Origin of the sequence: Metapseudomonas boanensis (genome assembly GCF_018704125.1) — a bacterium.
Classification (GTDB): domain Bacteria; phylum Pseudomonadota; class Gammaproteobacteria; order Pseudomonadales; family Pseudomonadaceae; genus Metapseudomonas; species Metapseudomonas boanensis.
Map to the genome: position 1 here is coordinate 281,007 of NZ_JAGTIS010000005.1, position 16,185 is coordinate 297,191.

Genomic DNA, 16,185 nt, shown 5'->3' on the forward strand with positions numbered 1-16,185 from the left:
CGTCGGCCTGCGGCTCCTGTAGGAGCCAGCTTGCTGGCGAAGGCGCTGGCCCCATTCGCGAGCAAGCTCGCTCCTACCGACGGAGGATCTGCGTCGGCCTGCGGCTCCTGTAGGAGCCAGCTTGCTGGCGAAGGCGCTGGACCCATTCGCGAGCAAGCTCGCTCCTACCGACGGAGGATCGGCGTCGGCCTGCGGCTCCTGTAGGAGCCAGCTTGCTGGCGAAGGCGCTGGGCCCATTCGCGAGCAAGCTCGCTCCTACATGGATTGTGCCCTGGCAATGCTTCACGCCGAGTGCGCCAAAACGCAACAAGGGGTACACCCAGCGACAATCCAGCCACCCCGCCCCAGCCGTAGCGTATACCCCACGGGCCGCGCGCAGACGGCCCTCACCCGAAACATAAAAACAAGCGTTGGTGCCCCATGAAAACAGTAGATCCCATTACCCTGGCGGTCGTGCGAGGCGCGCTGGAAACAGCGCAGCGCGAAATGACCCTGACCCTGGAGAAGACGGGCCGTTCCAGTGTCTTCAACCTCGCCCACGATTACTCCAACTCCCTGTTCGACCACCTCCCGGAGATGATCCTGCAAGGCCAGGACATCCCGATCCACCTGGGTTCGCTGATTCCCGCCATGAAGTGCGTGGCTGAGTTCTTCGGCGACGACATTGCCGAAGGCGACGTGATCTACCACAACGACCCCGCCTACAAGGGCAGCCACATCCTCGACTGCTGCATGTACAAGCCGGTGTTCTACAAGGGCGAGCTGGTGTTCTGGACTGTCTGCAAGGGCCACCTCACCGACATCGGCGGCCCGGTGCCGGCCGGCTACAACCCGGACGCCAAGGAGATCTACGCCGAAGGCCTGCGCATCCCACCGGTCAAGCTGTGGGCCAATGGCAAGCGCCGTGAAGACGTGATCAACCTGTTGCTCACCAACATGCGCGCCCGTGCCTACCAGGAAGGCGACCTCAATGCCCAGTTCGGCGCCTGCAGCGTCGGCGAACGGCACCTGCTGGATCTGCTCGACAAGTACGGCGTCGAGCAGGTCCGCGCCTGCATCGCCGAGTTGAAGAACATGGCCGACCGCCATATGCGCGCCCTGCTGCGCGACGTCCCGGATGGCCACTACAGCGGCACCGCCGTGCTCGAAGACTCCGGCCACGGCCTGGGTGAACTGGCCATCACCGCCCATGTGGAAATCCGCGGCGACCAGGCCCACGTGCGCATCGAAAGTCCACCGCAGGTGCCCTATTTCATCAACTCCTACGAGGGCAACTCGGTCTCCGGCGTCTACCTCGGGCTGATGATGTTCGCCCAGGTCGCCCCGCCCTATAACGAAGGGCTGTACCGCTGCGTCAGCGTCGACGTCGGCCCGCGCGGCACCCTGTGCAACGCCCAGGAGCCGGCGCCCCACGTCAACTGCACCACCACACCGATGGAAACCCTGGCCGACGCCGTGCGCCTGGCCCTGGAGCAGGCCTCGCCACAACGCGTCACCGCCTCCTGGGGCCACACCAGCGGCATCAACATCGCTGGCCGCGACCCGCGCAACGAGAACAGCGAGTACGTGACCATGGTCCTGGCCTCGATCATCTCCGGCGCCGGCGCCAACAAGGAAATGGATGGCTGGCACTCCCGTGGCCCGCTGTGCTGCTTCGGCGCACTGATGAGCGGCGACATCGAACTGCTCGAACACGCTTACCCGGTGGTCATCCACCGCTACAGCCTGATGACCGATAGCGGCGGCGCCGGCGAATTCCGCGGAGGCTCCGGCACACGCCTGGAGATCGAGCCCCTGGCCCACGACATGACCATGGTCGGTTTCGGCGAAGGCCGGCAGCTGCCGACGGCCGGAGCGGCCGGTGCGCGCAACGCACTGATCGAGCCCAAGCTCGGCCGGCTGATCCACTGCAAGGCCAACGGCGAGGAAACCCACTACACCCAGAACCCCATGCTCACCGTCCGTCCGGGCGAGCGGATCATCAACATCAACCCGGGTGGTGGCGGCTACGGCGACCCACTGCGTCGCCCCGTGGCCGCCGTACTGGAAGACGTGCGTAACGGCCTGGTCTCGCCCAAGGGCGCAGCCCTGGAATACGGCGTGATCCTCGACGCCGACGGTCACCTCGACGAAACCGCCACCCGCGCTGCCCGCGCCCAGTACTGATCGGAGATTCGACATGCGTAACCAATTTCGCCTGGGCATCGACGCCGGCGGCACCTTCACCGACTTCATCCTCGCCAACCGCGACGGCTCCGTGCAGCTGTTCAAGGCACCCTCCACCCCGCAGGATGGCACCCTGGCCATCCGCGCCGGCCTCGCGCAGATCGCCGACGCCACCGGCCGCACGCCGGCGGACATCATTGCCAACTGCGACCTGTGCATCAACGGCACCACGGTAGCCCTCAATGCGCTAATCGAGCGCACCGGCGTGAAGGTCGGGCTGCTCTGCACCGAAGGCCACGAAGACAGCCTGGAAATCCGTCTGGGCCACAAGGAAGAAGGCCACCGCTACGACGCCCACTACCCGCCGGCGCACATGCTGGTGCCGCGCCACCTGCGTCGCCCCATCGCCGGGCGCATCCTCAGCGACGGCTGCGAGCACAGCCCACTGGATGAGCGTGCCATTCATGACGCCATCGACTACTTCCGCGCCGAGGGCGTGGAAGCAGTCGCCATCTCCTTCGTCTGGTCGGTGCGCAACCCGAGCCATGAGAAGCGCGCCGCCGAGCTGGTGCGCGCTGCCCTGCCCGGCGTCTTCGTCTGCACCGGCAACGAAGTGTTCCCGCAAATCCGCGAATACACCCGCACCTCCACCACCGTGGTCAACGCCTACCTGAGCCCGGTGATGGGCCGCTACGTGGAGCGCATCGACGCCCTGTTCGAGGAACTTGGCGCCCAGCAGCCGGTGCGCTACTTCCAGTCCAACGGCGGTCTGGCTCCGGGCAATGTGATGCGCGACCGCGCGGTGAATGCGATCAACTCCGGTCCAGCCTCGGCACCGCAGGCAGGCCTCTCGGTGGCTCGTCCTTTCGGCATCGACAACGTGATCACCGTCGATATGGGAGGCACCTCCTTCGATATCACCCTGACCAACGCTGGCCGCACCAACTTCAGCAAGGACGTGGACTTCCTCCGCCAGCGCATCGGCGTGCCGATGATCCAGGTGGAAACCCTGGGAGCCGGCGGCGGCTCCATCGCCTACCTCGACGAGTTCGGCATGCTCCAGGTCGGTCCGCGCAGTGCGGGCTCCAAACCCGGTCCGGTGTGCTACGGCAAGGGTGGCACCGAGCCGACCGTGACCGACGCCAACCTGGCCCTTGGTTACCTGCCGGACGGTGCCCTGCTCGGCGGCACCATCCGCCTGAATCGCCAGGCGGCGCTGGACGCCATCCGACAGAAAATCGCCGATCCCCTGGGCATCAGCATCGAACGCGCGGCCTTCGGCATCACCACGCTGGTCAACCTGAACATGGTCAACGGCATCCGCCGCGTGTCCATCGAGCGCGGCCATGACCCGCGTGACTTCGCCCTGATCGGAGCCGGCGGCGCGGCGGGCATGCACGTGGTTCGCCTGGCCGAGGAGATCGGCATCCATACCGTCCTGATTCCCAAGGTCGCCTCGGGCCTGTGCGCCTTCGGCCAGATCCTCTCCGATGTCCGCTATGACCAGCTGACCACCCTGCCCATGCGCCTGGACGCCGAACACGTGGACCTGGGCCAGCTCAACCGCGCCATGGCCGACCTGCGCCAGCAAGGGCTGGCCAACTTGCGCGACGATGGTTTCGGCGACGAGACCACCAGCTGCCACTACACCCTGGAAATGCGCTACCTCGGGCAGATCCATGAATGCAGCGTGGAACTGAAGGAGCATCAACTCGACGAAGCGGGCCTTGCCGCCCTTTGCGAGTCCTTCCACTCGCTTCACAAAACCCTCTATTCCTACAGCGAAAAGGGCAGCCCGGTGGAGTTGGTGAACCTGGAGTGCTCGGTGATCGGCCATCTGCCGCGCCCGCCGCAGCCCGAGCTGCAAGGCCCGGCCAACCCGCCGGCACCGGTTCCGAACAGCCTGCGCCCCATGCTGTTCAGCGCCGATGGCGACTGGCAGTCCACCGCCGTGTTCAATGGCAACCGCCTGCTGCCCGGACAGACAGTGCAAGGCCCCTGCGTGATCGAGGAAGACACCACCAACATCGTGGTGCCACCGGGTTGGCAGGCGACTCTCGAACCGTCCGCCACCTACCGGGTGACGTGCTGCGCTTGATGCGGCCCTGAATCACGCGGATCATTGGCTGACACACAGCGCGGCAGGTTCGACCTGCCGCGCTGTCCTCACAAAAGCAATAAGCACGAGGACACGCCATGCCCCATGAATTGTCGACCGACAGCTGGTCGCAGCATGAACGACAGGTGCGCTGGGCCGAGGCGATCAGCGATACCTACTTCCCGCTGTCGCTGGAGTTCGACACAAACAAGCCCTTCGACGGCCACCTGCAGGTCTGGGATACCCCAAGCAGCCCCGTCAGCCTCTCGCGCCTGCGCTCCAGCACGCTGGGTTATTCACGCAGCAAGGCCCAGGTTGGCCAGGACAACGAGGCGTTCTACCTGGTCACTGTGCCCCGCTGTACCGATGTGCATTTCGAGCAGGACGGCCGCCAACTGAGCTGCGCGCCGGGCGGCTTCATCGTCGAACGCGGCGACGCGCCCTATCGCTTCCATTACGGTGCCGAGAACGATCTCTGGGTGCTCAAGCTGCCCGAACGGGCACTACGAGGCCACTTGCGCGGCCCCGAGCGCTACACCCGTTTCTGCTTCGGCGCCGAACGCGGCCTGGGGCGGGTTTTCATCGAGCAATTGGGGTTGTGCGCTGCCAACTTCGACGACTGCCCGTCCTCCGCCCGCCACCTGCTGCTGGAACAGACCCTGTCGACCCTGCTGCTGGTGTTGCAGCAGGACGAACGCGTGCTCAGCAGTGAAAGCTCCAACCTCAGCGCCCTGCACCTGCAACGAGTCGAGCAGTTCGTTGCGCAGAACCTCGCCGACCCGGAGCTCTCCCCGCAATCCATCGCCAGCGCCTGCGGCCTGTCATTGCGCTACCTGCACAAGCTCTTCGCCGCTACGCCCTACACCCTAGGCGAGTGGGTGCGCCAGCAACGCCTGGAAGCCGTGCATCGCCAACTGCGTGATCCGCACTGCCACCTGTCCATCGGCGAACTCGCCTACCGCTGGGGCTTCAGCGATCAGGCCCAGTTCACTCGCGCCTTCCGCCAGCAGTACGGCTGCACCGCCCGCGAAGTGCGCAACGCCAGCTCGCACTAAACAGCCCTTCAAGATGAATCCGCTCGCAGGGATGCGCACGCTGATCCGCTGGTTCCGCGCTACAGCGTCAGCGAATCGGTGGACAGCCAGCTGCTGACCCCGCTACCGATCACCGCCGGGATCAGGCAGGCCAGGTGGCTTGGGCGATATGGGGCGCTGATCGGGACTCCCTGGTGCCTCTGCATGGCACTTTCACAATGCAGGCCAACGGCCCGCCCCATCAGTCCCCCGAAGGCACAGCCTTGCGGTTCTTGGCGAATGAGTTCTCCCCTGCAAAGGACGGCCCTGTTCTCGTCCCCCCCACTACCCATGCCGAAATATCATCAAGGCATGACTAAAAATGAGTTGCCCGACAATCCGCTCTGACCCATTTTTGTCGCCCTAAATTGGGCCTTGGCGCCCTGTAAAAACCCTTGAACAAAAACAAAAGGGGATGTAGATGCGTGCAGAGTCGGGCCTGTTCAAGGGCCTCAACCCCGTGGTGACGCTCAGCTCCGTGCTGTTGGTGATCGCCTTCGTCGTAAGCTGTGCCCTGCAAGCCGAGCAGGCGGGGGAAGTCTTCAAGGCCACCTCGGACCTGATCCTTAAGGACTTCAAATGGTTCTACCTCGGCTTGGTCACGGGCGTCCTGGGCCTGCTGATCTACCTGGCGATGAGCCGCTTCGGGCACATCAAGCTCGGGCGTGACGAAGACGCGCCTGAGTTCAGTTTCGGCTCCTGGATCGCCATGCTGTTCAGCGGTGGCATGGGCATCGGCCTGATCTTCTGGTCGGTGGCCGAGCCAATGTCGCACTACGCCGACAACCCCTTCGCCCAAGGGCTGACCGACGAAGCCGCCACCACCGCCATGCGCATCACCCTGTTCCACTGGGGCCTACATCCCTGGGCAATCTTCACCATGGTCGGCCTGGCGCTGGCGTACTTCGCCTACCGCAAGGGCCTGCCGCTGACGATGCGTTCCATTCTCTACCCGCTGATAGGCGAGCGCATCCACGGCCCCCTGGGCCATGCGGTGGACATCATCGCAGCGGTGATCACCGCATTCGGCGTGTCCCTCTCCCTGGGGATGGGGGTGGTGCAGATGAACACCGGCCTCGCCCAAGTCTTCAACCTGCCGGTGAACCTGAACGTGCAAGTCGCGCTGGTGGTCATCATCAGCCTGGTCACCACCCTGTCGGTGATGGCCGGCGTATCCCGCGGCATGAAGATCCTCTCGGAATGGAACATGATCCTCTCCGTGGTGCTGGTAGTGGCGGTGCTCTGCCTGGGGCCCACCCGCTATATCCTCAACCTGATGCTGGAGAGCACCGGCGACTACGCGCAGAACATCATGCACCTGAGCTTCTGGAGCGACACGCAGAAGGACAATGGCTGGCAGAACCTGTGGACGGCCTTCTACTGGTCCTGGTGGCTGACCTGGGGCCCCTTCGTCGGCCTGTTCATCGCCCGCATCTCCAAGGGCCGGACCGTTCGCGAGCTGATTGTCGGCGCGCTGCTGGTGCCCACCGTGGTCACCATCATCTGGATGTCGGTGTTCGGTGGTTCGGCGCTGAAGGCCGAGCAGGAAGACCGCATCCAGCATGAACAGCGCGTGACCGCCGGCGAGCTGGTGGGCGAGCAGGCCAGGTTCGACGGCGGCCCGCTGCTGCTGGCCACCCAGCAGGACGCCACCTCGGCCATGTTCGTCCTGATGGACCGGATCGACGGCGGCCTGCTGGGCAAGGCCATGAGCATCCTGGTCTGCATCCTGCTTGCAACCTACTTCATCACCTCGGCGGACTCCGGTACCCAGGTGCTCTGCACCCTCAACTCCAACGGCAGCACCAACCCACCCAAGAGCATTCGCCTGCTCTGGTGCGTCCTCCAGGCTGGCATCGCCATCGCGCTGCTGCTGGCCGGCGGGCTGACGGCCATCCAGATGGCCAGCATCGCCGCCGGCCTGCCCATCGCCGCCTTCGTCCTGTTGCTGAGCTACACACTGATGTGCTGCCTGCGCCAGGAACCCATGGGCGCGCTGCCCGGCCACCCGGGAGGGCAGCGTATGCCGCTGCAGGACCCGCAGCGGGATGGCGCCAGTCCGGCCGGTCGCACCATGCCGGGCGGCAGCCTGGATGGCGCACTGAGCGCACGCAAGACCGGTTGACTCCGCCCGCCCCTCACGAAGCCGGCAGCTTAGGCTGCCGGCTTCGTGCTTTCCGAGCCCCGGACAGTGTCGGCCAGATGCTGCTCGATCAGCCACTGGCGGAACTGCCGCACGCTCTGCCGCGGGCTACCGGGCCCGGGTCGCTCCAGCAGGTAGAAGTGGCCCTCGGTGTTCAACACCAGGTCGTTCGGCCGCACCAGGGCGCCGGTAAGCAGGTGATCGTCCACCAACTGGTGCCAGGCCAGCGCCACACCCTGTCCATTGAGCGCGGACTGGATCAGCAGGCTGTAGCTGTTGATGTTGATCCGCTGCCGCGGCGCCATGGGCCCGAGCCCGAGACGGACGAGCCATTCCGGCCAGCCGATCCAGTCCCGCTGGGCCGCTTCCAGCCAGAGCCAGGTGCAGTCCGCCAGGCCATCTGCCGAAGCAAGGTGCGGGTGCCGCGCCAGATAAGCCGGACTGCACACCGGGAACACCTCTTCGGCGAACAGCGGCGTGGCCAGCATGTCCTTGGGTGGCTTGCTGCAGTAGTAGAGCGCTAGGTCGCAATCCAGGCGGGCGAAATCCCGCACCTGGTCATTGGCGACGATGCGCAGGTCGATCTCTTCGAAGCGGCTCTTGAACTCAGGGACTCTCGGCAGCAACCAGTGCGCGGCAAGCGCGGTGCTGGTGACCACAGTCACCTGCTGATCGCCGCGCCAGTGGCGGATCTCGTCCGTCGAGCGGGCCAGGTGCAGCAGGCTGTCGCGTACCGTTTCGTAGTACTGGTTGCCAGTGGGGGTGAGATGGATAGTGCGGGTATTGCGCTCGAACAACGGCTTGCCCAGGTACTCTTCCAGATGGCGCACCTGACGGCTGATAGCACCCTGGGTGACGTTCAGCTCGCTCGCGGCTTGGGTGAAGCTCAGGTGCCTGGCGGCAGCCTCGAAGCCGACCAGGCTATTCAGGGGAGGCAAGGGATGGATCTTCATGATTCAGGCCTGGGGCGATGCGTCCTCTCATAGATGGCGCGATCTTAAGGCCCTATTCCGCCCGCCGTCGCCGCGCCTGGCGGGGATAGCTATTCCCGTGTCGCTCATGGCTCTGTCAAGCGCTGGCCATTGGCCTGCAAGGGCGCACGCAACGGGTGGGTTTCTCGGCACAGCCTCTCGTTGACCGGCTGCCGGTCCTGCGGCCGCCGGTGCAGTGTCATGCGCTTGACCAGCACTCACCCAGCTGTTGCGGCAGCCGCCGATCGCCCGGCCCGGCTCAGCACCTTGAAGCTGGTGATGGCGGCAAAGGCGAAAGCCCCTTGCAACCCAATCATGGGCCAGGCGGTCCCATCTTGCAGTACGCCGAGCAGCAAGCCACTGCAGGTGGCACCGGACATCTGGGCGAAGCCCATCAGCCCCGCCGCCAGGCCGGCTCGGTGGGCGTTGGGGATCACCACTCCGGCCACCGAGGCGGGGATCAACATGCCGCCGCCCAAGGTCACCAGCACTTGCGGCAGGGAAACCCCCAGCACCGACAAACCAAGTACGGCATGTACCAGCATCGTGCCAAGCGCTCCTAAGGCGACCAGTGTCACGCCGATGCCGACGATGCGCCGCGGCCCGAGACGCATGATCTGCCGCTGGGTGAACAGAGCCCCGGCGATCAGCCCGGAAATGGTAGCGCCGAACACCAGGCCGTACTCTGCCGACGTCAGTCCGAGCAGGCCGATGTAGACTGCCGAAGATCCGGCCACCACAGCGAACATCGCGCCGTAGGTGCCGGCCAGGGCCAGGGCCAGGGCGCGGCTGGACGGGTTGTTCAGCAAGTCCAGGTAGCTGCTCAGCAGTGTCGGCAAGTGACCGGCTTTCGGGTCAAGGTTCAGGTTGCTCTCCCGGTAGACCACCAGCACCGCCAATAGCGCGCAACCGCCCACCGCCAGGGAGGCGAAGATGGGGGCGTGCCAGCCACCCCACTGGGTCAGCAGGCCACCCAGCATCGGTGAGAGGGCAATGGCGCAGAGCATACCGATCACCGTCAGCGCCAGGGCTGGCGCTGCTTGTGCCTGCCACACATCGCGTACGATCGCCCGTGCCAGGACCATCGCCGTACAAGCCCCCAGGCCCTGCAGCATGCGCCCGACAATGAAGTCAGCCATGCTGTCGGCCAGCAGCATCCAGGACGTTGCAACCAGATAAAGTATCAGTCCGCCAACCAGCACCGGTCGACGGCCGACCCGGTCGGACAGCGGTCCGAGTACCAGCTGCCCCAGGCCGAAAGCGGCAACGAAGATAGACAGAGCCGTCAGGCTGGCACCGCGCTCAGCCCCGAGTCCCTGCTCGATGCCGGCGAGCGCAGGAATGATCAGTTGGGTCGAAAGTTCGCCCAGTGCCGTGAGCACCATCAGGATCGCCAGCAGCAGGCGCGAAGCTCCGGCGCTCATGACAGATCTCCCTGACTGGATGGATAGGCATCCGCTGTCGCGGACCATCCCTCTTCGAACGCCAGTGCAATCAACTGGTGCTCGAACATTTGCCAGCTTTCGTGGCTGATCCAATCGCTCGCCTGGCACCCGACCAAGCTTTCGTCACCTCGTTGCTCGCCCACCATCTTCGATTCCCCGCAGACCGTGCCGCCAGACCGGCAGCAATTAAATTACGATCAACATATATATCCTCCTTGAAATGATATCCATAATTTTTTGAGCCCTCGCCGACGAATTGCCTGCCCCGGATGAATTGGCTAGCCGCTGTGTGTGGGGGATTCATTGGCTCTGTCTGCGTTAACGGGTGCCCGTCATCGACGGCCGGGCTGAGAACCTTGCGGGAGCAGGGGAGACGCCGAGTTCTTGCTCGCGAACCTGGCCGAGAGCCTTGTAGGAGCGAGCTTGCTCGCGAACAGGTCCGGTTCGCGAGCAAGCTCGCTCCTACGAAGAAGGTATCCCGTTGCAACACTTGTCAGGTACACGCCAAGGCCTGTGAAGCTGCCGCCTGGGAATCCGAGAGGCAGACCTCCGACCTGCCTGGCGAATGAAGTCACCCCGCAAGGAGAGGCAGCGCGACCTAAGGCTACGCGCTGCAACAACTCCCCTTCTCCTCCGGCGCTTCCTCATACCGATCGTGGTGGCGCATCCAGTCCATGATTTCCTGCTCATCACGCCCCTTGGGCAGCAGGTCCAGGTAGTTGTAGGCGCCCACCAGCATGTCCAGGCCACGCGCGTAGGTGGAATAAGTGTGGAAAATCTCACCCGCGTGGTTGCGGTAGAACACACTGAGTCCAGGCATGTCCTCGCCCGGATCCTTGCTGGTGCCGTAGTTGTAGCGGGCGGTACCGGCGGCGATGTCATCCGCCTTCACCGCTACGCCGAAGTCGTAATTGAAATCACTGCCATGGGACGACATCCATTTGAACTGCCAGCCCATCCGCCGTTTGAAGGACTGGAATTCCGGCCAGGGCGCCCGTGATACCACCAGCAGGGTCACGTCGTGATGCTTCAGGTGCTGATTGGCACTGTCGATGTGATCCGCCAGGAAGGAGCAGCCAGGGCAGCCCTCCTCCCAACCGGGGCCGAACATGAAGTGGTAGATGACCAGGGTACTGCGCCCGTCGAACAGGTCCGAGAGCGTCTCGCGCCCTTGCGGCCCTTCAAAGACGTAGGCTTTGTCGATCCGAACCCAGGGCAGTGCGCGGCGCTCGGCACTGAGTTGGTCGCGCAGTCGGGTGAACTCCTTCTCCCTGCGCAGGTGCGCTTCACGCGCCAGCACCCATTGCTCCCGGGAAACCACAGGGTGGTTGTCGATGTTCATGGTGACTCTCCTGATCCGCAGCCCAGCCTGGGGGGCTTTCACCTCCTAGTCGTCCGGGCTTGCGGCCAATCGACAACACCGTGACAGGCACTCGACCAAAGGTGGACGAGCACCTGCGACAGCCACCTAGCGCACGCGCCGCGCCTCAGCGCGCTGCACGGTCATGCTCGGGGTTTCATCGAACAGCTTGCGGTACTCGCTGGAGAAGCGGCCGAGGTGGTTGAAGCCCCAGGCCATGGCGATCACCGAGATATTGCGCTGGGAGCGATCTTCGAGGATTTCCTGGCGCACAGCCGTCAGTCGGTACTTCTTCAGGTAGGCCATGGGCGACAGGCCGAAGAACTTCTTGAACCCCTCGAACAGCTTGAAGCGCGAGATACCCGAGGCCTGCTCGATGTCTTCCAGGAAGAGTTCTTCACGGGCATGCGCATGGATGTAGTCGCGGGCGCGGACCAGGTAATACGGCAGCTTGATCTCCAGCCGTGCGCGCAACTCCTCGGAGTAGTTGTTCGGCTGGGCGAGGATCAGCCCCTTGATCAGCGCACTCTCCAGATCACGGGTGAAAAACAGCTGGCCGTAGAGGTCTCGGCTGCGCTCCAGTTCGTCGATCAGGTGGCGAGCCATACGCCACCAGGAGGCGGCGGCACCGTTGACCGCATCCATCTCCGGCTCGAAGCAGAGCGGCACATCCACGGCGCGCTGCAACAGGTCTTCCAGGGTTTGCTGCATGGCCGCCCGGGGAATGGCCACCTGCAGCTTGTGGCAGTCGCCGCCGATAGTCAGCTCCTGATGCTCATAGGGCGAGACGATCACGCCGTGATCACGATCGGAACGCAGTAGCCGGCCCGACTTGGCCAACTCCTGCTCACCGGACAACGGCAGGCTGACGCTGTAGCAATTGAGGTTGGTTTCTTCGCCAATGCCAATGACCACGTCGGTACCGTACTCGACGTAGCCGAGCGTGGTAGACATCGACCGGAGGACATTGCCGCTGTGATGAAACTGGATCCGGTTTGGCTGACTGGCTTTCAGCAGGTGCGGTCCACAGATGTCCGACATCCAGGATCGCGCTCCTGCCAGATCATAGCGATCGGCGGAGATATCACGGAAATGCAGGTCATTTTTTGTCGTCATCACGCGGCACCCATCACGGCTGTTCTGAACGTGCGCGCTCTTGCGGCGCGTCACTCTCCACGTACAGCAATGTCCATGCCAGTCCCCGGGTCGTCCGGACATTACGAAATTCGAGGATAGCACTGGCCAACTTTCCGGACAGGAATGGCCGCCCAACGGCCGGGCGACGCCCAGGAGACGCCCCTAACAGGCAATCCAGAGCGGCCTCGTGACTCACTGGGCACAGCATTGGGGCGACGCTGCCCTGCCTTGGTCAGGCAGCGGAACTCCACGATTTCGAGCCCTGCCAACCTCCCACGCCCACCGCACGACCTCAGCGACAGGTAGGTGTTACTTCCTTTGGAAACACCCACGGCGGCGCGCGCCCGGCTTTCGCAGCCAGCGGATAGGAAAACCTCATTTATCGGATAGCCCTGCCGCCCCCCTTCCTGATAGCGGCAGGCAAATCGATCCACAAGCGTTACCGCCTGCCAGGAATCCCGACAAAGGCTGTTACCTCGCAAGGTTGCACGGCGTTAGTCGCTGTCGATGAGGCCAGTTGGACGGCTCGCTCGCTATCCCCATTTTCGACCAAGACTATCCACTTGTTTTGGCCCGTCCGGCTCAAGGAGCACTTCCCCCCAGAGCGCCCCTGGCTTGCGGCCGAACTCCACCTGCCAGGCCGAATTTTACGGATCGGCTTTGCCAACTAAGCGGATAGACCGGATTACCCGTGGCTCCTTCTAATGAACCCCACTGATTCGCCCGATGTGGAAGGTGCCAACCCATGAATACTTCGAATAAAAGCGTTGCGCAGTGGAGAGAATACGTCAGCGGCTGCCTGGACTTCCGTCCTGACGAAGGCGTGTACCGCATTGCCCGTGACATGTTCACCGAGCCGGAATTGTTCGACCTGGAGATGGAACTGATCTTCGAGAAGAACTGGATCTACGCCTGCCATGAAAGCGAGATCGCCAACGCGAATGACTTCATGACCATGCGCGCCGGCCGCCAGCCGATGATCATCACCCGCGACGGCAACGGCCAGCTGCATGCCCTGATCAACGCCTGCCAACATCGCGGCGCCACCCTGACCCGCGTAGGCAAGGGCAACCAGTCCACCTTCACCTGCCCCTTCCACGCCTGGTGCTACAAGAGCGACGGCCGTCTGGTGAAGGTCAAGGCGCCAGGTGAATACCCCGAGGGCTTCGACAAGGCCACTCGCGGCCTGAAGAAAGCGCGCATCGAGAGCTACAAGGGCTTCGTCTTCATCAGCCTCGACGCCACCGGCACCGACAGCCTGGAAGACTTCCTCGGCGACGCCAAGGTGTTCTTCGACATGATGGTCGCCCAGTCGCCCACCGGCGAACTGGAAGTGCTGCCCGGCAAGTCCACCTACACCTACGACGGCAACTGGAAGCTGCAGAACGAGAACGGTCTGGACGGCTATCACGTCAGCACCGTGCACTACAACTACGTGGCCACCGTGCAGCACCGTCAGCAGGTCAACTCGGCCAAAGGCGGTGCCAGCAGCACCCTGGACTACAGCAAGCTGGGCGCCGGCGATGCCGAGACCGACGACGGCTGGTTCTCCTTCAACAACGGCCACAGTGTGCTGTTCAGCGACATGCCCAACCCCGCCGTGCGCCCCGGCTACGCCACCGTGATGCCGCGCCTGGTGGAGGAGCACGGCCAGGCCAAGGCCGAGTGGATGATGCATCGTCTGCGCAACCTGAACATCTACCCCAGCCTGTTCTTCATGGACCAGATCAGCTCGCAGCTGCGCATCGTGCGGCCGGTGGCCTGGAACAAGACCGAAATCATCAGCCAGTGCATTGGTGTGAAGGGCGAGTCGGACCAGGATCGCGAAAGCCGCATCCGCCAGTTCGAGGATTTCTTCAACGTATCCGGCATGGGCACCCCGGACGACCTGGTGGAATTCCGCGAGGCCCAGCGCGGCTTCCAGGCCCGCCTGGAGCGCTGGAGCGACATCTCCCGCGGCTATGACAAGTGGGTCACCGGCGTCACCTCGAACAGCCAGACCCTGGGCATCGCGCCGGTGCTGACCGGCACCGAATTCACCCATGAAGGCCTGTACGTGAACCAGCACGCCAACTGGCAGCGGTTCCTGCTCAAGGGCCTGGACCAGAAAGCCCTGAAACTGCAGGAGGTGCAGGCATGAACCAGCAACTGCAATACCAGATCGAACAGTACCTCTACCGCAAGTCGGCGCTGTGCGACGCCCAGGACTGGGACGCCTACCTCGACCTGTTCGACGAGCAGTGCGAATACCACCTGCCGCAGTGGGAGTCCGAGCATGAGTACACCCAGGATCCGAAGCGCGGCATGTCGCTGATCTATTACAGCAACCGCTCGGGCCTAGAGGATCGCGTGTTCCGCATCCGCACCGGCAAGGCGGCCTCGACCGTGCCGATGCCGCGCACCCTGCACCAGATCAGCAACGTGCGTATCGCGGAAATGGCCGACGGGCAGCTGGAGGTGAAGGCCAACTGGCACACGCTGTACTACCGCCTGGGCCAGAGCGAGCAGTTCTTCGGCCACGCGACCTACCACCTGAGACCCTCGGGCGAGAGCTGGAAGATCACCCGAAAGCACATGGTGCTGCTCAACGACACCATCAACTCGGTGCTCGACTTCTACCACCTCTGATCGACTGGATGTACGCGCCATGAACCACAAGGTCGCCTTCAGTTTTGCCGACGGCAAAACCCTGTTCTTCCCCGTGCAAGGCAACGAGATCCTGCTCGACGCCGCCCTGCGCAACGGCATCAACATCCCGCTGGACTGCCGCGAGGGCGTCTGCGGTACCTGCATGGGCCGCTGCGAATCCGGTCGCTACGCAATGGACTACGTGGACGAAGAGGCCTTGTCGGCCAAGGACCTGGAGCAGCGCAAGATCCTCACCTGCCAGACCCGCGTGCAGTCCGATGCGTCGTTCTACTTCGACTTCGACTCGTCGCTCTGCTCTGCAGCCAAGCCGGAGGAAGAGCGAGGCCTCGTCACCCACGTCGAGCAGGTCTCACCGACCACCGCCATCCTCCACCTGGATGCCGGTGTCGACGGTCAGCAGCTGGACTTCCTGCCGGGGCAATATGCCCGCCTGCAGGTACCGGGTACCGACGCCAAGCGCTCCTACTCATTCGCCAACCGCCCCAACGCCGCGAACAAGCTGCAGTTCCTCATTCGCCTGCTGCCGGACGGGGTGATGAGCAATTACATCCGCGAGCGCTGCAAGGTGGGTGACGAAATCCGCTTCGAGGCTCCGCTGGGCGCGTTCTACATGCGCCACATCGAGAAACCGCTGATCCTGGTGGCCGGCGGAACCGGTCTCTCGGCCTTCCTCGGCATGCTCGACCAAATCGCAGAAGGCGGCGGTTGCGGCCAGCCCGTACATCTGTTCTACGGCGTGCGCCAGGTGGCCGACCTGTGCGAACTGGAACGCATCCAGGGCTATGCCGCGCGTATTCCGGGTTTCCGCTTCATTCCGGTGATCAGCGACGAAGACCAGCAATGGGATGGCAAGCGTGGCTATGTACCCCAGCACTTCGATGCCGCCGCGCTGCGTGAAGCACCGTTCGACATGTACCTGTGCGGCCCGCCCCCCATGGTCGAGTCGGTCAAGACCTGGCTCACCGAAAACGGTATCGACAACGGTCACCTGTATTTCGAGAAGTTCACCGAAAGCAATAGCTGAAGGCCAAGGCTCATCGCCACTGTAGGAGCCAGCTTGCTGGCGAACGTCCCAACTCTTCGCGAGCAAGCTCGCTCCTACACGCTAACGCACCACGGATTCGCCAGCGAGCTGGCTCCTAC

At 63.9% G+C, this 16,185-nt stretch carries 12 protein-coding genes; 7 read left to right on the forward strand and 5 right to left on the reverse strand.

Annotated features, from left to right (window positions below; translation table 11 throughout):
- The first annotated feature begins 420 nt into the window (after positions 1-420).
- The 3 genes from capB to J7302_RS12315 all read left to right on the forward strand — a co-directional run bounded on the left by capB (position 421) and on the right by J7302_RS12315 (position 5,319).
- Positions 421-2,166 carry a caprolactamase subunit beta gene (capB, locus tag J7302_RS12305; RefSeq protein ID WP_215374557.1) on the forward strand — a complete coding sequence of 582 codons (1,746 nt, stop codon included), beginning with the start codon at positions 421-423 and terminating at the stop codon, positions 2,164-2,166.
- A gap of 13 nt (positions 2,167-2,179) precedes the next feature.
- Positions 2,180-4,264 (forward strand): caprolactamase subunit alpha, encoded by a 2,085-nt coding sequence (gene capA / locus J7302_RS12310; RefSeq protein ID WP_215374560.1) that lies wholly within the window; start codon positions 2,180-2,182, stop codon positions 4,262-4,264.
- A 98-nt stretch (positions 4,265-4,362) separates the two neighbouring features.
- A complete protein-coding gene (locus J7302_RS12315; RefSeq protein WP_215374564.1) occupies positions 4,363-5,319 on the forward strand; it encodes an AraC-like ligand-binding domain-containing protein in 957 nt (318 codons plus the stop codon).
- A gap of 59 nt (positions 5,320-5,378) precedes the next feature.
- Here J7302_RS12315 and J7302_RS26825 read toward each other — a convergent pair whose 3' ends face one another.
- Complete coding sequence (locus J7302_RS26825; RefSeq protein ID WP_285899542.1) at positions 5,379-5,504, reverse strand: hypothetical protein; 126 nt, start codon at positions 5,502-5,504, stop codon at positions 5,379-5,381.
- A 254-nt stretch (positions 5,505-5,758) separates the two neighbouring features.
- Here J7302_RS26825 and J7302_RS12320 point away from each other — a divergent pair, with 254 nt between their 5' ends.
- The gene (locus tag J7302_RS12320) at positions 5,759-7,462 is read left to right on the forward strand and encodes a BCCT family transporter (RefSeq protein ID WP_215374567.1); all 1,704 of its coding nucleotides are present in this window, start codon (positions 5,759-5,761) and stop codon (positions 7,460-7,462) included.
- A 29-nt stretch (positions 7,463-7,491) separates the two neighbouring features.
- Here the strand turns inward: J7302_RS12320 and J7302_RS12325 are convergent, their stop codons facing one another.
- From J7302_RS12325 to J7302_RS12340, 4 genes are all read right to left on the reverse strand, one after another.
- Positions 7,492-8,433 carry a LysR substrate-binding domain-containing protein gene (locus J7302_RS12325; RefSeq protein ID WP_215374572.1) on the reverse strand — a complete coding sequence of 314 codons (942 nt, stop codon included), beginning with the start codon at positions 8,431-8,433 and terminating at the stop codon, positions 7,492-7,494.
- Between the two features lie 236 nt (positions 8,434-8,669).
- Positions 8,670-9,875, reverse strand: coding sequence for an MFS transporter (locus tag J7302_RS12330; RefSeq protein WP_215374575.1), 1,206 nt, complete (start codon positions 9,873-9,875; stop codon positions 8,670-8,672).
- A 625-nt stretch (positions 9,876-10,500) separates the two neighbouring features.
- Entirely contained in the window at positions 10,501-11,238 is a 738-nt protein-coding gene (locus J7302_RS12335) for a DUF899 domain-containing protein (RefSeq protein WP_215374578.1), read from the reverse strand.
- 126 nt (positions 11,239-11,364) lie between these two features.
- On the reverse strand, positions 11,365-12,372 hold the full coding sequence (locus J7302_RS12340) for an AraC family transcriptional regulator (protein WP_215374582.1): 1,008 nt from the start codon (positions 12,370-12,372) through the stop codon (positions 11,365-11,367).
- A 766-nt stretch (positions 12,373-13,138) separates the two neighbouring features.
- Here J7302_RS12340 and antA point away from each other — a divergent pair.
- The 3 genes from antA to antC are packed head-to-tail and all read left to right on the forward strand — an operon-like array spanning position 13,139 to position 16,066.
- The gene (gene antA / locus J7302_RS12345; RefSeq protein ID WP_215374585.1) at positions 13,139-14,533 is read left to right on the forward strand and encodes an anthranilate 1,2-dioxygenase large subunit; all 1,395 of its coding nucleotides are present in this window, start codon (positions 13,139-13,141) and stop codon (positions 14,531-14,533) included.
- Entirely contained in the window at positions 14,530-15,021 is a 492-nt protein-coding gene (antB, locus tag J7302_RS12350) for an anthranilate 1,2-dioxygenase small subunit (RefSeq protein WP_215374588.1), read from the forward strand. Before antA ends, antB begins: the two co-directional genes overlap by 4 nt.
- A gap of 19 nt (positions 15,022-15,040) precedes the next feature.
- The gene (antC, locus tag J7302_RS12355) at positions 15,041-16,066 is read left to right on the forward strand and encodes an anthranilate 1,2-dioxygenase electron transfer component AntC (RefSeq protein WP_215374591.1); all 1,026 of its coding nucleotides are present in this window, start codon (positions 15,041-15,043) and stop codon (positions 16,064-16,066) included.
- The last annotated feature ends 119 nt before the right edge of the window (positions 16,067-16,185 follow it).